Annotated in this window: 16 protein-coding genes; 3 read left to right on the top strand and 13 right to left on the bottom strand. The window is 44.9% G+C overall.

The features are described from left to right. Positions 1–143 precede the first annotated feature (143 nt). The 10 genes from T426_RS0104930 to T426_RS0104880 all read right to left on the bottom strand — a co-directional run bounded on the left by T426_RS0104930 (position 144) and on the right by T426_RS0104880 (position 10,264). Positions 144–1,172, bottom strand: a complete 1,029-nt coding sequence (locus T426_RS0104930) for a FecR family protein (RefSeq protein ID WP_027585358.1) — start codon at positions 1,170–1,172, stop codon at positions 144–146. Positions 1,173–1,278: 106 nt separating this feature from the next. Beyond that, the gene (locus tag T426_RS22785; protein WP_025864522.1) at positions 1,279–1,827 is read right to left on the bottom strand and encodes an RNA polymerase sigma-70 factor; all 549 of its coding nucleotides are present in this window, start codon (positions 1,825–1,827) and stop codon (positions 1,279–1,281) included. A 337-nt stretch (positions 1,828–2,164) separates the two neighbouring features. Next, positions 2,165–2,623, bottom strand: a complete 459-nt coding sequence (locus tag T426_RS0104920; protein ID WP_025864521.1) for an ATP synthase subunit K — start codon at positions 2,621–2,623, stop codon at positions 2,165–2,167. Between the two features lie 45 nt (positions 2,624–2,668). Next, positions 2,669–4,483, bottom strand: coding sequence for a V-type ATP synthase subunit I (locus tag T426_RS0104915; RefSeq protein ID WP_159103322.1), 1,815 nt, complete (start codon positions 4,481–4,483; stop codon positions 2,669–2,671). Between the two features lie 8 nt (positions 4,484–4,491). Beyond that, a complete protein-coding gene (locus tag T426_RS0104910; protein WP_025864519.1) occupies positions 4,492–5,094 on the bottom strand; it encodes a V-type ATP synthase subunit D in 603 nt (200 codons plus the stop codon). 38 nt (positions 5,095–5,132) lie between these two features. Continuing rightward, a complete protein-coding gene (locus T426_RS0104905; protein WP_025864518.1) occupies positions 5,133–5,501 on the bottom strand; it encodes a four helix bundle protein in 369 nt (122 codons plus the stop codon). A 38-nt stretch (positions 5,502–5,539) separates the two neighbouring features. Continuing rightward, the gene (locus T426_RS0104900; protein WP_025864517.1) at positions 5,540–6,865 is read right to left on the bottom strand and encodes a V-type ATP synthase subunit B; all 1,326 of its coding nucleotides are present in this window, start codon (positions 6,863–6,865) and stop codon (positions 5,540–5,542) included. Continuing rightward, entirely contained in the window at positions 6,865–8,622 is a 1,758-nt protein-coding gene (locus tag T426_RS0104895) for a V-type ATP synthase subunit A (RefSeq protein WP_025864516.1), read from the bottom strand. Before T426_RS0104895 ends, T426_RS0104900 begins: the two co-directional genes overlap by 1 nt. Before the next feature lie 9 nt (positions 8,623–8,631). After that, a complete protein-coding gene (locus T426_RS0104890) occupies positions 8,632–9,483 on the bottom strand; it encodes a DUF2764 family protein (RefSeq protein ID WP_025864515.1) in 852 nt (283 codons plus the stop codon). Between the two features lie 166 nt (positions 9,484–9,649). Further along, positions 9,650–10,264 (bottom strand): V-type ATP synthase subunit E family protein, encoded by a 615-nt coding sequence (locus T426_RS0104880; protein ID WP_025864514.1) that lies wholly within the window; start codon positions 10,262–10,264, stop codon positions 9,650–9,652. 584 nt (positions 10,265–10,848) lie between these two features. Between T426_RS0104880 and T426_RS0104870 the strand changes: the two genes are divergently transcribed. Further along, positions 10,849–11,676 (top strand): HAD hydrolase family protein, encoded by an 828-nt coding sequence (locus T426_RS0104870; protein ID WP_025864513.1) that lies wholly within the window; start codon positions 10,849–10,851, stop codon positions 11,674–11,676. A 78-nt stretch (positions 11,677–11,754) separates the two neighbouring features. Next, positions 11,755–14,571 carry a M16 family metallopeptidase gene (locus tag T426_RS22780; RefSeq protein WP_081782432.1) on the top strand — a complete coding sequence of 939 codons (2,817 nt, stop codon included), beginning with the start codon at positions 11,755–11,757 and terminating at the stop codon, positions 14,569–14,571. 172 nt (positions 14,572–14,743) lie between these two features. On the opposite strand, the gene T426_RS0104860 is transcribed toward T426_RS22780, so the two are convergent. Both T426_RS0104860 and T426_RS0104850 read right to left on the bottom strand, forming a co-directional pair. Then, complete coding sequence (locus T426_RS0104860; protein ID WP_025864511.1) at positions 14,744–15,466, bottom strand: nucleotidyltransferase family protein; 723 nt, start codon at positions 15,464–15,466, stop codon at positions 14,744–14,746. A 258-nt stretch (positions 15,467–15,724) separates the two neighbouring features. Then, positions 15,725–17,155, bottom strand: coding sequence for a RapZ C-terminal domain-containing protein (locus T426_RS0104850; RefSeq protein ID WP_025864510.1), 1,431 nt, complete (start codon positions 17,153–17,155; stop codon positions 15,725–15,727). 239 nt (positions 17,156–17,394) lie between these two features. Here T426_RS0104850 and T426_RS0104845 point away from each other — a divergent pair, with 239 nt between their 5' ends. After that, a complete protein-coding gene (locus tag T426_RS0104845) occupies positions 17,395–19,416 on the top strand; it encodes a glycoside hydrolase family 97 protein (protein ID WP_025864509.1) in 2,022 nt (673 codons plus the stop codon). Positions 19,417–19,744: 328 nt separating this feature from the next. Here T426_RS0104845 and T426_RS22775 read toward each other — a convergent pair whose 3' ends face one another. After that, a complete protein-coding gene (locus tag T426_RS22775) occupies positions 19,745–21,436 on the bottom strand; it encodes a sulfatase-like hydrolase/transferase (RefSeq protein WP_036984504.1) in 1,692 nt (563 codons plus the stop codon). Positions 21,437–21,584 lie beyond the last annotated feature (148 nt).

The following is a 21,584-nucleotide window of genomic DNA, read 5'->3' as shown; positions in this document are numbered from 1 at the left end:
ATTTTGTAACAGTTTTGAATTAATTACTAATTCTCTCCAGAGTAAAAGTGACGGTCGCCAAACTTCATTTTTACTCTTTTTTTGTGCTCATTTTTTTAAGCCCTGAAAGAATCCGGACCCATTAGTTAAACCATATATTCCATTTAGTATTGATTTCTCTTTTTCATGCTATTATCTTTAACAGCCAATATGCTGTCCCCTTTATCGATAAATCTGACCCCCACTGCATACGATAACACCTCAAGCACCTGATTCAATGATTTTTGCTTAAACTGCGTAGTTAGAACGATACTATTTAATGAACTGTCACTGAAAACAATTGGCTTTCCGTAATACCGGGAAATTTTTTCCAGCACAACCGGAAGGGGTTTATTATGAAACATCAGAAGCTGATCTTTCCAGCCGGTCAATTCGGCCACATTGAAGGAATTCACTTCCTGACGATTTTCATCCATATGGTAAGTAAGCTTCTGAAGAGGCTTCAGTTGCAGGTGCCTGGTTACCGGTGAATTCACTTCGATAGCGCCATCGACCAATGCCACAGTAATAACCGAATCTTTCGCATACGCTTCGATATTAAAACGTGTACCCAAATCGCGGGTAACAACATGACCGGTGACTACTTCAAATTCCTGTTGATCATTATGCTTTACACTGAAGAATGCCTCGCCACTCAAATATACTTTTCGGACGGATTGAGAAGAATAATCAGCAGCGTAACGAAGTTTACTATTACCGTTTAATACAATACGGGTTCCATCGGAGAGCACAACACTAATTTGCTGTCCGGCAGGCGCTGATTTCTCGAGCCAGGCAACCTGCTCAATTTTGGGCTGAGCATCTTCTTTACCTGAATGGAACTTTAGCACCATAACCACCGCAATTACCGCTGCAACGGATGCAGCAACAAGACTTCGTTTAAACAACGTTGACCTACCTCTTCTTTTATTCTTGTCAAGAAAAGACATACGCTGGCGGAGAAGATTCAGACCTCTTTCAAGATTGTATTGTTGGGAGGATTTTTCGTCGGATGAAAATGAGGTAGCTAGTTTCCCGTAGAGTTGACGGTATTCCTTTTTCTGGAGGAACACTTCAAGTTCTTTCCAGTCTTCGTCCGTGCCTTCTTCTGTTAGGCACCGGATAGCAAGCTCATAAAATTCCGTCGTACTCATTAGGTTGTGTTTCTCATAAGTGAGACACAAATGAGTAAATCAACCTACTACTTTCGAATGTTAATTAATTGTTAAGCGACGGAATTAAACTTAATTCATCAGATTATCAAAGGAATACATTGAAACGTGACATAAATCTTTTTGCTTCGAGCATCTGATTCTGTACGGTATGAACAGAAATGGAAAGTCGATCGGCAATCTCATGGTATTTCAAACCTTCCAGTTTATTTAACCGAAAGATTTCCTGTCGTTTTTTCGGCATCTTATCGATAATGCCTTCCACTTGTTCCAGCAATTCGTAATATTCAAGGCCGGCATCAACACCCTCTACAAATCCCGGTTCAACAGCTTGTTCATGCAAATAGACGATTTTTCCTTTTGTATTACCACGAAGATGGTTCAGAGCAGTATTGCGGGCAGCAGCAAAAAGATAGGCCCGCACTGATGTGTGAATAATAAGCTCCTTCCGTTTGGTCCACATGCTGAAAAAAATATCAGCCACCAACTCTTCGGCCGTCATCTGATTCTCTACAAAAGAATCAGCAAAACGGCATAAAGGAGCAAAATACTTTGCAAACAACGACTCCAACGCTTTTTTATCATCCCGGATAATCTGGTTCCATAATACGCCATCCGGACTAGTCTGTTGTTTCATTTTAAGTCAGGCTTATATTTGGACTAAATAAGTAATTATTTAAACAGACCTCAACGATTTTTTAAACAAATTTGTTAAGCCAGTATTAACAGAATGTTCCCCGCTTAAATGTAACTATTTATATTTCAATTTGTAACAACAACGAAACAAATTTTGTTTTAATCAGATGTTCAAGAACATCAACTCTGTTCAGTGTCTCGTGTCCATCATGACAAATGACGCTTTAGTTCATTATTCTTTCATTTTCCTTCCCTTCTTCGTCAAAATCATAGAAATAATAGAGCACAAAAAAGCCCGGACCAATGGCCCGGGCTCCATGTATCAACAAATATTTTACTTATTGAATTGCACCGTTGATAAGGAATGCCGATGCAAACGCTACAATTGCGTAAAGCTCCGGGAATACCGCAAGAATAAGCGTATTACCAAAAACATCGTAACCGGCACCAATGGCAGCAATACCATTTGCACCAACTTGTCCCTGACGAATAGCAGAGAACAAACCAACCACACCTAATGCCAGACCAGCACCAAAGATAGCAGCAGCCTGCAGCATCGTGATATCAGGACCCAGTGCAGTTCCGAAGTTGGCAAATACGAAGTAACCGGCAAATCCGTAAAGTCCCTGTGTACCGGGAAGAGCCGAAAGAATCATGTAACTACCGAATGCATCAGGATTCTTTTTCATTGCACCAATGGCAGCATTACCACCGATGGTTACGCCAAACGCACTACCGATGCCGGAGAGGCCAATCATCAGTCCAATTCCAATGTAAGCTAATGTAATAGGTTCCATTTCTTGATTATTTATACAGGTTAATAATTTTAATTATTTACTTACTTATGATATTTTCTTTTTGAAAGGCGTGTAGCGTAAACCACCGCCAGCAAAACCGGAATTCTTGTAAAACTCTACAAATGTTAAACGCATGGGGTGTACAAAGGCTCCCAATGTTGACATGAATATCGTGATACCGTGGCCAATGAGTAAAATAATAATCATTACCACAATTTTCAGTACCGGAATATCGGGTGACAACTGCATGGCCAAACTATTGAATACATACCCGAGAATTGCACTGGAAACACCCAGCGCAAACAGACGAATGTATGACAATAAGTCGCCCATCACACCGGTTACCATATTGTATGCATCCCACAGACCAACACCGAAATTAGCAAATACATTTCGCTCCGGGTTATTGAACAGGAAAGCACCGGCAAAACCGACTCCCAGCACTACGTACATCACAATGTTCGTCACCAGCGGATTGACACCCAAATATTTCATTAGGTATACAAGCAATCCACCAACTATCAGGACCAGCCACCCAGCCGTTCCAAAAGCATATTTCCACCCAAACTGATGCTTTTCGTTCGCCACTTTTATGAACATCCCGAAGATGATCTGAATGGCTCCCAGCAACAGCGCCAGTGTGAAAAGTTGATCGTTGATGGTTTTTCCCTGCGCAGCCATACGATCAGCTAGTGTGCCGTAAAAGGAGAAATGCATTTCGTACAGACTCATCCCGAAAACGGTACCACTGATGAGACCAAAAATAATGGTCGCCAATCCCAGTGAGCCAAGAAGCTTCATCGGCCCTTTCATCGAAGGCTTTACACGACCGACCATGAGGAATCCAATCAACGTCAGTACCAAACCGTACCCTGCGTCACCAAGACAGAATCCGAAAAAGACCCAATAAAATGGTGCGTAGTATGGTGTCAAATCCAATTCCTTGTAATTGGGCAAGGCATACAAATCGCCAATCGTTTCGAACATCCGGGTAAACCAGTTGTTTTTCAGCAATACCGGTACCTTTTCTTTCAAGTCGGGATAAACCGATTCGTAGTAAACGCCCTGTGATTCCAGGAATTGATCGAATTCTTCCGATGCATTTTCCGGAATAAATCCCTCCAGAATCACCACCTTATCTTCTGCAGAACGCGGTGAACTAAGCACCACTTTATCAAAGTCGAATTCCTGCTGAACCTTAAGATGCAATTGCTCCAATGCCGGCATATAGGACGCAGCATATTGGTCATAAGAGGCATCAATTTCAGCCATCTTATCTTCCATCTTTTTCAGTTCACTGCGAACGTAGCTAATGGAATGCTCGGGCAAGCGAACCGGATCGGCATCAACTTCGACCTTTTCACCCTTATGAGTTACCGTCACAAAATAGGTGGTAGTACCCAACTCTGAAATGATAAAGGCATTGTATTTCTCGGGCCAGTCTTTCTCCCAGCGACGTGATGATGTGGAGAAGAAATTAATCTCCCAACCATCTTCCGCTAAGCGATCGACAGACTCCCAGGAAAAGTCGCCCCAGGGCTCCAATTGATGGATATCCTTCTGCAGCGACTGCACTTCCTGCTCTGCCACTTCCCGTTCGCGCCGCATGGCTTCGAAATCGTGAAGGACCTTCAGGCTGTCGATGTCAGTTCCGGCATTTTCTAACGGTTGAGCTTCGCGTGTGTGCAAAAATCGCATCGCATCTGAAACGCGCTTCAGCAACTGCATTTTTTCGCGCAGTGCAGCATCATCCATTCCTCCACCTTTCCGCTCTTTCACATGCAATAATCCGCGTTCCCGGACAGCATCCAGAAACGTTTCATACTCCCTGTGATAGACGAGAAAAGTGTATTTTTTCATCCGTATAATCATGATTCCACCTCCCTTGCTTCCTGACGAGATTTCACAATCTTCTGGGCCGACTTGGAAAGGTTTTCCTTGTCTTCCAGGAATCGTTTGATTTTTCGAATGGCATCTTCGTAGCCGGGAATCTGTACCTTTTCGAAGAGGTTCACCTTTTGGGTGGTCTTCTTACGGGCATGATCCAACAGAACCATTTTCTGATTGAAAAACTCCTGTTCGATCCCAATTTCGGCCAGTTCTTTCACCACTTTGATGCCATCGAGGAACCATTTAGGCTTGCTGAAAACGCTGAACGGCGCAATATCGAACTCCACACCGTCAAGGATAGGTGTCTGTACACCGGCAATCTTTTTCACCGACATCTTCACATCCTTTACCCTGACGAGTGAAACATCGAACTCGCCCCAAAGTGCCATCATCGAATCGTATTCTTCGATGGTTTCTTCGAGGAGTTTGTTCAGCCTTTTCACCTCATCTTTTGCCCTCTTTACTTCGACCCGCAGCGCCGACTCCTTGTTCTTGATGGTAGGCAATGCCTTCACCCGAACCTTGAGTTGCTTCTCGAGTCCCTGTAAAGCGGTTTTATTGTATTGAAAATTTATTGCCACTGTTTCAAAATTTTGAATTTTGAATGCTACATTTTGAATTAATCCTGAACCGGGTTCTGAATATGAGATTGAGTTGTCTTGACGATTTTGGTCAGAATATTAATGATAGCCTCTATCTCAGTTATATAATCCGTCACATCGATATTTGACAAATCAGTTTCCTTTAATAATCGTAACCAATACCTTGTCTCTCGGGCTTCTTTGGAAGCGATGGCCATTTTCGCCGCAAAATCCTTTCGGGACTGACCGGCAATAGCCTCTTCCACATTTGCTCCCACAGAGGTACCACTCTTTAGAAGTTGCCGCGAAAGAACAAATTCATTCTCATGCTGAAGCTTCGAATACAAATCAATGATCTGCTTCGCAAAATCGAAAGACCGTTGCTGTATGAGATTCGTTGTCTTCAAAGCTTCATTCAACATTTATAATTCAGAATTCAAAATTTCTACGCCTCTTTCGGCCAGTACTTGTTCATCAGCTCCTGCTTGATACCAACCTCTTCAGGCTTGAAGTGTCTGCCAAGAAGTTTCCAGCCGGTATCCAACATTTCGGTTGTACCAATGTTCACGTCAATCGCCAGCAAATCGTTGGAGTACTCTTTAGCAAAATCAAGCGTACGCTGGTCATATTCCGTCAGGTCGAAACCGTTCTCCAGTTTCGTTTTGGCGCTGGCTGCATCGGCGTAAAGCCGGATGGCTGCGTTCATTACCTGCGGGTGATCCTCTCGGGTTTTATCGCCGATAACCAACTGCTTCAGTCGCGACAGCGAACGGAACGGGTCAACAATTACTTTACCTACATCCGAGTCACGGCGCAGGAACAACTGTCCTTCCGTAATGTAACCAGTATTATCCGGAATCGCGTGGGTAATATCGCCGCCAGACAGCGTAGTTACCGCAATAATGGTAATCGAACCACCACTCGGGAACTGCACCGCTTTCTCGTAAATCTTCGCGAGGTCGGAATAGAGCGAACCCGGCATTGAGTCTTTCGACGGAATCTGGTCCATACGGTTCGATACAATCGAAAGCGCATCCGCGTACAGCGTCATGTCGGTCAACAGTACCAGCACACTCTCATTTTTCTCTACCGCGAAATATTCGGCAGCTGTCAGCGCCATATCAGGAACCAGCAGACGTTCTACCGGAGGATTCTCCGTCGTATTCACAAACGATACGATACGGTCGAGTGCACCGGCATTATCGAAGACGTTACGGAAAAAGAGGTAGTCGTCGTTCGTCAGTCCCATCCCGCCAAGGATAATTTTATCGGCTTTCGCACGAAGCGCTACCATCGCCATTACCTGGTTGAACGGCTGATCCGGGTCGGCGAAGAACGGAATCTTCTGTCCCGATACCAGCGTGTTGTTCAGGTCGATACCAGCAATACCGGTAGCAATCAATTCGGACGGTTGCTTACGACGTACGGGGTTTACTGACGGTCCGCCAATTGCGACTTCCTGCCCTTCAATAGCAGGTCCGCCATCGATTGGGTCGCCAAAAGCGTTGAAAAAGCGTCCGGCAAGCTGGTCACTTACTTTCAGCGAAGGCGATTTCCCCAGGAAAGTTACCTCTGCATTGGTCGGGATACCTTCGGTACCACCAAACACCTGCAGGGTCACATCGTCACCAATGATTTTCACCACCTGTGCCAGCCGGCCGTTAATTTCGGCCAGCTCATCGTAGCCAATCCCTTCGGCTTTCAGGGTACAGGTTGCTTTCGTAATCTGTGTGACTTTGGTATATATTTTCTGAAAAGCTTTCGTTGCCATTATGCTACTTTTCTTTCGTTAATGATCTGATTCAATTCTTCTTCAAACTTCTTAAACTCGTCAGTTTCAAACTCCGAGTAGTTCATTTGGCGCAGGTTGTTGATCACACGTTTGAAGTAGCTACCCACTTCGTTGAATGATTCAAACTGAAAATCGGTATGACAGATGCCCATTACCTTATTCAACATATATTCCTGCCGTTCGAGCGGAGTATTCATATCGACCTTATCGAATGCATCCTGCTGAAGAATCACAAAGTCGATAACTTCCGACTTCCAGAAACGGATGTGATATTCAACCGGTACACCATCATCACCAAGGATGTTGATCTGCTCACTAACTTCCTGGCCACGAAGCAGAATCGTTTTCAGCTCATTAATGGAAGCAATCCACTTGTCGCCAATACGTTTGGCAATATATTCTTCGAACTCGGGATATTCCAGGTATTTGGAGTACGATTCAATTGGGTTGATGGCCGGGTAACGTTTTCCGTCGGCGCGGCTCTGCTGCAGTGCGTAGAAACAACGGGCCACTTTTTTGGTCGACTCGGTTACCGGCTCTTTCAGGTTACCACCGGCAGGTGATACGGTACCGATAAAGGTTACTGAACCTGATTCTCCATTGTTCAGGTAAACGAAACCGGCACGGGCGTAGAAGTTGGCAATAACAGCCGAAAGGTCCATCGGGAAAGCGTCCTGTCCGGGCAGCTCTTCCAAACGGTTCGACATCTCACGCAAGGCCTGAGCCCAACGGGAAGTAGAGTCGGCCATCATCAAAACCTTCAGTCCCATGGAGCGGTAATATTCCGAAAGGGTCATCGCGGTGTAAACCGAAGCTTCACGAGCGGCAACCGGCATGTTCGAAGTATTCGCCACAATGATGGTACGCTCCATCAATTTACGACCTGTATGCGGGTCATCCAGTTCGGGGAATTCGGTAAAGATTTCCACCACCTCGTTGGCACGCTCACCACAGGCAGCAATCACTACGATGTCGGCCTCGGCCTGTTTCGAGATGGCATGCTGCAATACCGTTTTACCCGTTCCGAAAGGTCCGGGAATAAATCCGGTTCCACCTTCTACAATCGGGTTAATGGTATCAATGGTACGAACACCGGTTTCGAGCAATTTAAACGGACGGGGTTTTTCCCGGTAGGCCGTGATGGCTTTTTTCACCGGCCATTTCTGAACCATCGTCACATTATGCTCCTTGCCGTTGGCATCGACCAACACAGCAATGATGTCGTTTATTTTATATTCGCCTGCTTCGACGACCGATTTAACGGTGTATTTACCTTCAAACACAAATGGCACCATGATGCGGTGAGGTTTACCGTTTTCGTTTACCTCACCCAGCCAGTCGGCAGCTTCCACTTCGTCGCCCGATTTGGCCAGCGGTTTGAAGTCCCAGAGTGTATCATCATCCAACGGATTGGTATAATCTCCCCTTTTCAGGAAGACGCCATCCATTTTGTCGAGGTCGTTTTGCAGACCATCGTAGTTTTTGGAGAGGATGCCTGGCCCGAGTGTCACTTCGAGCATATGTCCGGTGAAACGAACAGAATCACCGATTTTCAGTCCCCTGGTGCTTTCGAAAACCTGTACAAAGGCGTTGGCTCCGTTCACCTTAATCACCTCTGCCATCAGGTCGGTACCGCGGGTCTGAAGGTAGCAGATTTCGTTCTGCGCTACCGGACCGTCGGCTTCCACTGTCACCAGGTTGGCAATAATTCCTTTGACTTTACCTTGCGTAGACATATTCGTTGTTTACTTGTTTAATTTAAATTCATCGGGGAATTCGAACGAGTGTTGCAGTTCCTGAACAAAATCGCGGAAAATCTTCAGGCCGGTTTCCTGGCTCAGTTTCACCCATCGCTCAATCATTTCGAGTTGCAACAGGTAAGCAAAGACTTTCTCAACAGTGAAATACTTGAAGAAGGAATTTTCTTCGAGCCATTTCCAGCGCAGCGCATCAATACGACGTTCGCGTTCGTAAAGATTGGCCTCTTCGGCGATATGCAATACATCGTCCAGATAGGGGAAGATAGCTGCCAGACCGAAATCTTTCGAATTGCTTTCGCGGATGGTATTGGCGATTTCGCTGTTTCCGACAATCGCGGGGCCTAAATCCAGGTCATAATTCCGACAATTGATTGCCGTCAGAATATTCTGCACATTCAGGTTAAAGGCGAACCAACTGCTGACAAACTCATTCCGGCTGTTCAGGGCATCATCGTAATAAAGTGTTGCCAACTGATCTTCCCAGGCCATATCCGGAAACAGCGGTTTCTCTTCGAGCCAGGCAGGAATAAACTCCTTAAAATACACAGGAATTCGCTCATCTTTCGGATTTTCTTCCTCCTTCACCTTTTGCAGAATCTCGGCGAAATCATCCTCGGTAAGATTACCGCGGTCGTCGAGTTTTGCCTCCGCATCTTTCAGGTATGCTATCAGGTTCAGGTTGTCGAATTTCCGGTAAAAGAGTTTAATCAACTCAAAGTCGTCTTCCGACAGGTTCGCACGCAACTCTTCCTTGAACTCTTTCAAATCAAAGTTCTGCTTATTGTCATCTATGCGAATTTCGGGAAGCCCGGCAACCAGACAGTAATATTTTTTCATTCGAAACGGTTTTCCAAAACAAACAGCCTGCCGGATTCAATGGAAATGATTTTTATTCCTGATTTGCCATGGCAAAAGTCCGGAAATAGAAATCCTGGCTCGGTTGATTGTTTTATTCGTAAAAGGTTCTCATCCAAAAGCACTGGGAAATGACCCGGTGTTTTAATTACTTTTCGAAAAGAAGTTCAACGATTTTCGGACGCAGGAACTCTTTAAAGAAGTTGATGAAATCCTCATCAGTAAAACTGACCTTGTAGCTTCCGTCAGCCGGAGCCACATGGAAACCAGCTTTCAGATCGTTCACAGTTTCGATGGAAAAGCCTTTATCGAGCACACTTTTGGCAGCACCTGCGAAATAATCACCGATGGCTTTTTCGTCCTCTTGTGGAATGAGAACCTGCATGTCGATAGCTTCATCGTTATGTGCAGCCCAGTTTTTCACAGCCGTTTCGATGGCTTTCTGGATAAACTTGGTATCCCCCATCGCTGCTTTGATCTCGGAAGTAGTAATGGTGCCGTTAATGATACCGACGAGTTCCTGCTTCAGGGCATCAACTGCCTGACGGGAAGCCAGCTTGAGTTCGGATTTAGTATTCTGATCAAATTCGGCTGATTTTTTCTCGGCGTCAGAAACGATATTCTCAGCATCTTTCTTTGCTTCAGCCAAAATTTTCTCCGCCTCTGCACGGGCATCGGACACAATTTTTTCGGCCTCCTCGTTTCCTTTCGAGATTCCTTCCTGATAAATCTTATCAGTCAGCTCTTGAAGTCTGTTGTCCATATCTATTAGTTATTTGTTGTATGCATTGATTTTGGTTGTCTACACGCCAAAAGTTGAATTCGAAAGATACAATTCCCCCGACAAAAAAAAGAAGAGAAAATACAGGTTGTAATGTCATCAACTAACCGAACAACATCCTTTAAAATCTATACGCTCCGGGCCTACTTCTGTCAAATACCACTGCCGCCTCACCTCTGGCCCGGAAAAACACAGACAAAGGAATAATAAAACACGACAACCTAATTTCATTCGGCGCCCGAATTTAACAATTTTTTAACAACCTAAAAACATATTTCCTCCGAAAAGACTTCCCCTTTTTTCGAGGCTAAATCTCTCAAATTATGTTACATAATTACACCACTTTTAAATTTTCAGTAATTCACTTTCAAACCTTCTTCAGTAATTGTAACTTCAAGCATTCTGCCGGCAATTCGTTTTTCGGCACACTGTTTGCTGGCTGCGTGACGCAAGCCGGCGTCAGATAAACATCCGGACGGACTATTGGTTTTGGGAAATTTTAACTTTTCCAGCACAAAATTCTTAACCCATTGATTATCTAATATAATTTTGATTATTTTTTTGAGATGACAGGAATAAAAATGGTGATAACCGACCTGGACGGCACGCTGTTGCAGGCAGATCATACTATCAGCACAACAGACTACGAAACACTGGAAAATTTGGGGAAGCTGGGAATTTGTCGGGTGGCCGCCACGGGAAGAAACCTGATGAAAGTAAAACAGGTTCTTACTCCAGGCATGCCGTTCGATTTTGTCATTTTCAGCTCAGGCGCTGGTCTGATGGATTGGAATAAGCAACAACTGCTGATGGCCATGAGTATCCCTTCTCAGGAAACTGGTAAAATTGTTCGTTTTCTGATGGAAGAGAAACTGAATTTTAAAGTATCAAGAGAGATACCGGACAATCACCATTTTGCCTGGTGGAGAAGTACCCCGTGCGAAGAATTTGAACGTTACCTGAATTACCACAAAGCGTTGGGCGATGCAGTTCCGTTAAAACAGGGCGATGCTTTTCCCATCTCGCAGGTTCTGATATTTCTGCCGCAAGGTTCTGAAGAGTTTGAGATTATCAAACAAAAGGTGCTGAACCATTTCCCGCACGTCAGTGTTATTAGGGCCACTTCCCCGCTACATCCCGATTTCACCTGGATGGAAATTTTTCCCGAAGGAGTTACCAAAGCACATGGAGTGGAAGAAGTTTGCCGCATTACCGGAATCGCGAAAGAAAATACCCTGGGTGTTGGAAACGATTTTAACGATATGGAATTACTCGATTATACCCAACATTCATATGTTGTAGACAACGCTCCGGACGAACTCAAATTTCGATACAGGAATAGTCTGGCTCACCATGAGGACGGATTTTCGTATGCTGTTCGACAACATTTGTAACGAATTGAAGAAACACGATACAAATTGAAAAACACCCACTAAATACATATAAATTATTTACTCCAAGACGAATTACTTATGAAAAAGTTACTCTTTGGTCTGCTGACCATTTTTATGGTAACGGGCGCTTATGCCCAAATGCCGGACTTAAATTCAAAAATTCCTTTCGATCCCCAGACAGACAAAGGTGTATTGAAAAACGGACTAACCTACTATGTCAGGGCTAACCACACACCTAAAAACCGCGCAGAACTAATGCTCGTTGTATCGGCTGGCTCCATTCTCGAAGACAACGACCAACAGGGGCTCGCCCACTTTTGCGAGCACATGAGCTTTAACGGAACCAAAAATTTCCCAAAAAATGAGCTCGTCAACTATTTCGAATCCATTGGTATGGAGTTCGGACCGGAAATCAATGCCTACACCGGGTTCGACCAGACAGTTTACATGTTGAAAGTGCCGCTTGACAGCACTAAATTCATGGACAAAGGCCTACAGGTTCTTTACGACTGGGCTTGCCAGGTTACCGATTCGAATGATGAAATCAACAAAGAACGTGGAGTGATTCATGAAGAATGGCGCGGTGGTCAAGGTGCACAGCAGCGTATGATGAAGCAATGGTTGCCGGTATTCTTCAAAGATTCGCACTACGCCGACCGGTTACCTATCGGGAAAATGTCGGTAGTAGACAGCTGCCCGCCGTCGGCCCTTCGTCGCTTCCGCAACGATTGGTATCGTCCCGATCTGCAGGCAATAATTGTAGTGGGTGATTTTGACCAAAAGAAAATGGTTCAGGAAGTGAAAGAGAAATTCTCCAACATTCCCGTCCACAAACCCGAACGCAAAAAACCTTCGTATGATGTTCCTTCTCAGAAAGGCACGCTTATCAAAGTTGTAACCGATCCGGAAGCACGCTATTCTTCAGCCACCCTGTACATCAAGCACCCGATGGAACTTGATACAACCGTTGGTGGCTACCGCGAAATGATGATGCATAGCCTCTACAACAGCATGATCAATGCCCGTTTGTCGGAGATCACGCAGAAAGAAAATCCGCCGTTTGTATTCGCCCGCTCCAGTTATGGAGGTCTGGTTGGACCGGTTGATGTTTATTCTTCCATGGTGGTTACCCATCCCGGGAAAATTCCGGAAGGTTTGAAAGCTGCTCTAATCGAGAATCAGCGTGTAAAAGATTATGGCTTCACCGATAGTGAGTTAAAACGTGCGAAAGCATCCATGATGAGTTCCATGGAAACTGCTTACAACGATCGGGACAAACGTCAATCCATCAGCATCGCCAACGAATACAGCCGTAATTTCCTGATGCGGAAAGAGCCGGTTCCAGGACTTGACAAAGAGTATCAGTATTACAAAGAACTGATGCCGACCATCAAGTTAGCTGACGTAAACGCGCTGGCGAAAAAGTGGTTGACCGAGGACAACCGGGTGGTTATTATTACTGCTCCGGATGTAAAAGGTGTTCCGGTTCCGACGAACGACGATATCAAGAAACTGTTGGCAGAGGTAGATACGGCCAAAATCAAGCCATACAAAGACCAGGTTTCGGATGCGCCACTGATGCCTAAACAGCCTACTCCGGGTAAGATTGTCAGCGAAAAGAAAATACCGGAAGTAAATGCTGTAGAATGGACCCTTTCGAACGGTGCCAAAGTGATTCTGAAGAAAACAGATTTCAAAGATGACGAAATTCTGTTTAGTGCTTACGGACCGGGCGGATATTCGGTTTACCCGTCTTCTGACGACGTTTCCACCGATTTTGCAGCAACTATTCTGCAAATGAGCGGACTTTCCGATTTCACAGCTCCCGAGCTGGACAAAAAACTGGCTGGCAAAGTAGCAAGCGTCGAGCCTTTTATCCGTCAGATTACACAAGGCTTCCAGGGTTCTTCGTCCAAGAAGGATGTTGAAACGCTAATGCAATTGGTGAACCTTTATTTCACTCATCCGCGTCTTGACCAATCGGCATTTAATTCATTCATGACCCGAATGGAAAGTCAGCTTGATAACCGGAAAGCGTCGCCGGAAGCAGCCTTCTCTGATACCTTCCGCGTAGTGACCAGCAATTACAGCCCGTGGGTTCGTCCTTTGACTAAAGAAACCTTGAAAGAAGCGAATTTCGATCGCATCAAAGCCATCGATAAGGACCGTTTCTCCAACGCCGGTGATTTCAAATTCATTTTTGTCGGTAATGTCGACTTCGACAAGATGAAACCACTGGTAAAAACCTACCTGGCTTCGTTACCGACAACCGGTAAAACCGAGCATTGGAAAGATTTGGGTATTCGTCCGCCGAAAGGTGCTGTTGTGAAAAAAGTATACAAGGGAACCGAACCCAAGAGTATTCAGTACATCCAGTTCCATGGTCCGCTGAACTACGATACGAAGGATATTGTTGAACTCGATGCACTGTCCAAGATTCTGACCACCCGTTTGCTGGAAAGCATTCGTGAGGACAAATCCAGCGTATATTACATCGGAGCACAGCCCTCGTTTAATAAACTTCCGGAACCGGAATACACCATGACTATTTATTATGGTACCGATCCGAAGAAAATTGACACATTGAAAGCGGCTGTTTTCGATGAAATCAAGGATTTGATTAAGAATGGTCCGACCCAGGAAGAAGTACACAAAGCAATGGAAAAAATGCTGCGTGAACGGGAAACCAATTTGCGTGAAAACAGCTATTGGCTGACTGCATTGAAATCGTACTATCTGAATCACGATGGCGATTTCTCTACCTTCAACCAGTTTAACACGGAAGTGAATGCACTGAACCCGGAGGAGTTGCAAAAAGCAGCAAAATGGGTTTGGGATTTGAACAACTACGTAAGTGTTGCCCTGCTTCCTGAAAAAGGAACCAAAGACGAATAAACAATAAGATCATAAATTAGAAAAGGCCTCTGCACTAGCTGCAAAGGCCTTTTTTTCTAATCCGACTTATGATTTCATCTTATTAAAATTGTTAACTCAAATTGGCATAAGATGGAACTTGCATGATATTTAATTCCTTACGTGTGAGTCAAAAATTGCTGTCTTGCTCGTTTCATCTATTCTGAAGCATTTCTTCTGCCACTTTCAATTGCTCCAGCTTACCCAAATCCATCCATAAATCCGAAGTATCCTCAAAACCATAAATGGCATTTTGCGCGGCCAAATGTAAATACATCGGAATAATCGGGAACTTGCCGGTTTCTGTAATCAAAGGGAAAACAGAAGGCTCGATGATGTGAATGCCACTGAAAGCAAACTTACCGACTTCCGGTGTTTGCCTGGCCATCTTCACTTCGCCGGTTTTGATGTTGGTCCATCCGGAGAGCTGCATTTCTTTATCAAACAGGAGGTAGCGGGCAGTTTCACGTTTCCGTACAACGAGCGTTGCCAGCGCCTGATGTTCCCGGTGCCATCGCAGCAACTTCTTCAAATCTAGCGAACACAACACATCCACGTTGTACACCAGGAAAGGTTCCGAACCTTCTAACAACGGCCGGGCCTTGAGTATGCCACCACCCGTATCGAGCAACTCATCGCGCTCATCGGAAATTTGAATATCCAACCCAAAGTTGTTATTCCCTTCCAGGAAGTCAATAATCTGGTCGCCATAATGATGAATGTTCACCACAATTTCTTCGAAGCCGGCGCCACTCACTTTTTCGATGGCCCGCTGGAGCAACGTTTTTCCCGCGACTTCCACCAGGGCTTTGGGCTTGTTATCGGTGAACGGACGAAGCCTGGTTCCCAGCCCCGCTGCAAAAATCATGGCTTTCATAAGTTTCGGCAATATTTAAAAACTGACTTTTTATTTCTTCACGAAAATAAAAAAACATCGGCGGTTCACAGAGTAAACCGCCGATATCATGTATTCTATTGAATAAATTAACTTTTTACCTTCCGAGGCTTGCAGACCTTTTTTTCTTTCATGGTAACCTTGCCGCATTTCTTGCACTCGTACTTCGGATTCTCCGGAGGTTGATACTCCTTCTTCGACTTACACAAAGTTTTTGACATAACTACTTTTTGCTACTAATCACAGAGCTTCCTGCTCTCTGTGGAAAGTAACAACACGGACCGGATATTTGTTTTTCAGATGTTCCGAAAGGCGCTCTGCTGCGTATACCGAACGGTGTTGTCCACCGGTACACCCGAAATTGACCATTAAATGATTGAACTTACGTTCCAAATATTTCTCCACACTTTGGTCTACCAAATTGAATACCGGCCGCAGAAAATTCTCCATTTCCGATTCCTCTTCGAAAAAAGCAATCACCTCAGGGTCTTTTCCCGTAAGCGTTTTGTATTGCTCGTACCGACCAGGATTATGAACCGCGCGGCAGTCGAAAACGTAACCACCTCCGTTACCTGAAGGATCTTGTGGAACCCCTTTTTTGTATGAAAAACTAGTAATCCGAACCGTCATCTCATCCTGCTTCGACGCAATTTTTTTCAGCGTTTCCGATTGCGGTAATGAACGAAGCACTTTTTCCAATTCCGGTAATTCAACCGGGAATGAAAATTTATCGAGTACTACGACCAGGTTTTCCAATGCGTATGGAATACTTTTCAGAAAATGCTCTTTCTTTTCATAAAATCCACGGAATCCGTAAGCACCCATCGACTGCATCATACGAATCAGCACATAGCCGTAGAAATATTCACGGAAATCCTTCCGGTTAACCGGATGATATTTTTCTAATTCATCAAGGTATGATTCCAGCAATTCATCACGAACCGGTTGCGGAATATCAGCCTTAGAATCGTATAGCAACGAAGCCAAATCGTACTGCAAAGCTCCTTTTCGTCCTCCCTGGTAATCGATAAACCAAGGCTCGCCATCCATCAACATCACGTTCCGGCTCTGAAAATCACGATACAGGAAGAAGTCTCTCTCAACCTCCAGCAGATAGTCGGTGAAACGCTGAAAATCATCTTCGAGCGATTGTTCGTCAAACGAAATCTTGGCCAACTTGAGAAAATAATATTTGAAATAATTCAGGTCCCACATCATCGATTGCCGATCGAACGCATCGCGCGGATAACAGTAGTCGTAATTGATGTTTCCACCTGCCTTTACCTGAATATGCGGCAACTGAGCCACAACTTTGCGATATACATCAATAATTTCCGGCGAAAATCCATCCTTTTCACGCACATCACTCAAAAACTGAAACAATGTAGTATTGCCCAAATCCTGTTGCAGGTATATATGCTTTCCGGTTTCTTCACCGTAAATCTCAGGCACATTAATGCCGCTACCTCTCAACGCTTTTGAGAATTCGATAAACGCGCGGTTTTCCTTATCATCCTCATTCCAGGCGCCAATTACCCTCCGGTTTTCTGAAATCAACCGGCAATATTCCCGGTAGGAACCGGAAGGAGGCAATACCTCGATATCTGTTACTTTTTCACCAAACGTTTTCTCAAATAATCCGATAATATGTTCTTGTGTCGTCTTTTTCAAAGTATCAATGGTTTTAGCAATTCAAATGTAAGGATTCACGCGGAAATTCTGAACCTATCTGTCTCGCGTAAAGAAAAACATTTTTCGTTGAACATGAATCATAACGTTAAGGCAAATTCGATTCTCAAAGCAGTTTCGGATTGCCTCAACTGACGTATCAAATCAAAATCACCGAGGCGGTTTCAAACTTTTTCATTAAATTATCTGTACTAATAAATGTAGCCTAATCTAACAAACGTATGAGAAAGTATCTTAATATATTTCCTGCCATCAGTACTGTCTTTTTAATCATAACAACAGTATTCCTTTTGAGTGGCTGTGATGAGAATCCAACCACTTCCCGGACGGTGATTGCTCCCGACGAAAAGTTGAACGTGACGTTTTATCTCGATCACGAAGGAAAGCCCTACTATTCGGCAAAGCTTGGCGAAAAACCGCTGTTCTACAAGTCACAACTTGGTTTCGAACTAAAAGGCGCCCCAAACCTGCTGGACGATTTTATAGCGACACGCTTTGACCGCAACCAGGTCGACCAAACCTGGACACAGCCCTGGGGAGAACAAAAAGAAATCAAGAATCACTACCGTGAATTGAAAATTGAGCTAAAAGAGCAACACGGTTTGCACCGGAAGATGAACATTATTTTCAGAGTATATAACGAAGGGTTTGCTTTCCGCTATGAGTTTCCGGAGCAGGAAAACCTGAAGGATTTTGAAATTTCCAACGAAGTGACAGGGTTCGCTTTTAGTGGCGACCACACTGCCTGGTCGATTCCGGCTTATGGCGACAACCGGTACGAATATCTCTATACTAGTCATCCGCTGTCCGAACTGACGGATACCGTTTGCACACCGCTAACGCTGGAAACCAAAAGTGGCAACTACATCAGCATTCATGAAGCGGCGCTGGTTGATTATGCTTCCATGTCGCTGTACCATTCAGGAAACAATAAACTGCGCTGCGATTTGGTTCCCTGGTCCGATGGTGTGAAAGTAAAGACCTCGGCTCCGCGATTCACTCCCTGGCGGACGGTTTTGGTTTCTTCGAACGCTGCCGGCTTACTGAACTCGCGTATGATTCTGAATCTGAATGAGCCAAATAAACTGGGCGATGTGTCGTGGATAAAACCGACCAAATTTTTGGGTGTCTGGTGGTCATTACACCTGGGAAAAGAAACCTGGCAATACTCGCCGACTCATGGCGCCAATACCCCAAATGTGATGAAATACATCGACTTTGCCGCAAAGGCTGGTATTGGAGCGGTGCTGGTAGAGGGCTGGAACAAAGGATGGGAAGACTGGAAATTCAGTTTTACTGAACCGTACCCGAATTTCGATATCAAAAAAATAACCGATTACGCGCGCAAAAAAGGTGTTCAGCTAATCGGTCACAACGAAACGGGTGCCGATGTCGCCAACTATGAACAACAACTCGATTCGGCTTTCAACTTTTATCAACGGTACGGCGTCCACTATGTGAAAACCGGTTACGTTGGCTCGCGGGTAAATGCAAAGGAATGGCATCATGGACAGTTTATGGTTAACCATTATATGTCTGTTGTTAAGGAAGCAGCTAAACGGCACATCATGCTCGATGTTCATGAACCCATTATTCCCACCGGTTTACGGCGAACGTATCCCAATCTGATGTCAGGCGAAGGAGCACGCGGCCAGGAATACAATGCATGGAGCGAAGACGGTGGCAATCCTCCGGAACACACCACGATTCTGCCTTTCACCCGTTTATTGGCAGGTCCGATGGACTTTACGCCTGGTATTTTCGAGCTTACGCTGAAAGACAAACCCAACAACCGGGTGAATACAACATTGGCCAAGCAACTGGCACTTTATGTGGTGATATACAGTCCTCTGCAAATGGTTCCTGATTTGCCGGAAAACTACCAGGGACATTCGGCGTTTCAGTTTATTCATGATGTTCCGGTCGATTGGGAATATTCCGAAGCCATCAATGGTGAAATCGGCGATTATGTGACCATTATCCGAAAGGATAGAAACAGCCGGGATTGGTACCTGGGAGCCATTACGGATGAAGACCCGCGGAAGATAGAAATCCCGTTAGATTTCCTGTCAAAGGGACGAAAATATACCGCTGAAATGTATCTTGATGGTCCGGGCGCGAACTACAACAACAATCCGGGATCCATTGAAATTACACAGAAAGAAGTGAACCGTCGCACCACATTGCGCCTGGATTTGGCTCCCGGCGGAGGTGCAGCCATCCGGTTTACTCCTGTCCGTTAAAAATTCAGTCAACCAGCTCATTCACACATACAAAAAGAGAGGATGTCCTTTTCAGAACATCCTCTCCGTGTTAAAGGCATTTATCAAGCAACTTTAATCATCAACCAAATCAACACCTGATAGAATTTTGATAAATGCTTTTTAACGAAAATTGTCATCGGGATATCATGACCATTTTCCCGCAACATTTTCACTTTAATAAACAACAGGCAAGCTCCATAGTTTACGAACTTGCTCGTTTTTAAGAATAATTCTTAATAATAAACATTACTTGATCAACTTCTCATTAAGATACCCCTGAAAGAATTATATAACGTAACGTTTAGGGCTATTTTTCAGGCACCATAAAAGTCGTTTCACCACTTTGACGGTATCCAATCCGTATGGCAACAGCACGAATTTGCTTGCCCGGCGTCATTTTCACCGGTTTATGATACAATGACCAGTGTTTTGTACCGATGGAATCGCCCGATTGATAGGCGATGGAAGCACCGGGAGTCTCACTCGATAATACCAACTGGCTTTTATTATCCGGATGAAAACTCACGGGTTGGGTAACCGGCTGAATTCCTCCCGGCCACATCATCTCCACTAAATCACGTTCCGGAATAAACCCCTTGTCTGCTACTTCGAGTTGCCAGTGCGATAACGCCTTTCTCAGTTCCTTCAACTTTGCTTCGTATTCAGGATTACCCGCCAGATTATGCACCTCGTCCGGATCGGTAGATAAATCGTACAATTCTTCGGCGGGTTTGGTCGGCTTCCAAATGTAAGCTGCATCACCGTGAAGTTCGCCCAACCGGCTCATTTCTATCAGATCGCGCGTCATATCAATCTGCTCGCGGTATTTATTCCTGAATATCAGCGGTAACTCGGGATAAAAATTCCTGATATATACAAAACGCCCATCTATCACAGAACGCCTCATATCAACAGCTTCATCGAAACGATCGGCCGAACCAAAAATGTATTCATGTGGTTTTTCGACAGCATATTCGCCCAGAAAAGGTTTTCCCTGCATGTATGCCGGAGGTTTAATACCGACCAGTGACAACGTCGTCGGTCCTAAATCCATCAACGAAACCAATCGGTCGTCGACCGTTCCGGCCATTCGCTTATCAGGAAACCGGATAATAAGCGGAACATGCAACCCGGCATTTCCCACATCCCTTTTCTGTCGTAAGAGCGGTCCTCCATGATCGGACCAGAACACAATAATGGTTTTATCCAGTAGTCCATCCTTTTTCAGGGAGTCGAGAAAAGCACCGATTTGCTGATCCAATTCCATGATGTTGGAATAGTTCCGGGAAACGTCTTTCCGGACGACCGGAATATCGGGATAGTAAGCAGGAATCCGCACGGCTGCTGTATCTGCCAGCATTGGGTCATCTTTCTTCAACCAAATCCGCGACTCATGCGTCACCTCAAAATTGAACACTGAAAAGAACGGCTTTCCATCAGGCCGGTTGCGCCAGTGCGCCTGATGATTGCATTCATCCCAGGCAGTAATCGGTGCATTGAACTGATAATCCGTTTTGGCATTGTTGGTACAGAAATAGCCGGCCGCCCGAAGATACTCCGGAAAACATCTCACATCTTCTGGAAGAACAGCCGCATATTGCGGAACATTGCGCCCCCTGACATCCCGTACTCCCCAATAAGTTTCGTAGGTTTCCTTTTCAGCTGGTCGGTAAGCCCAATGCGGCCCGGTGCGCATATTCTGCGTTCCGATGCTCACCGGATACATCCCGGTAATGATAGAAGAACGGCTTGGCGCACAAACCCCCACTGTTGAATAAACATGTGTATAACGAATCCCTTCGGCAGCTAACCGATCGAGATTAGGCGTCTTGACACCGGTCGCGCCGTAACAACCCAAACCAGGATTGATGTCTTCGCAGCTCAGCCATAAAATATTGTAGTGCGTATCATTCGATTTTTGCTGCGGTATCTCCGCGTGCGCGGAAGTGGAAACAATTCCGGTCAGACCGATAATCGCCGGAAGAATTTTAACAGACATGATGTTAGTTAGTTTGGTTTCTTCTTTCGAAGTTAAAAAAAGATTTCACCCGTTTTCCCGGTATAAAGATTAAGTGACATCTCTTCACATTATTAAACAGGAAATTCTTTTAGCCGTGGCTGCTTTATCGTAAATTTAAGGGAATAGA

The sequence above is a fragment of the Prolixibacter bellariivorans ATCC BAA-1284 genome (assembly GCF_000621705.1).
GTDB classification, from domain to species: Bacteria; Bacteroidota; Bacteroidia; order Bacteroidales; family Prolixibacteraceae; genus Prolixibacter; species Prolixibacter bellariivorans.
This window is presented reverse-complemented; position numbering and strand designations above follow the sequence as displayed.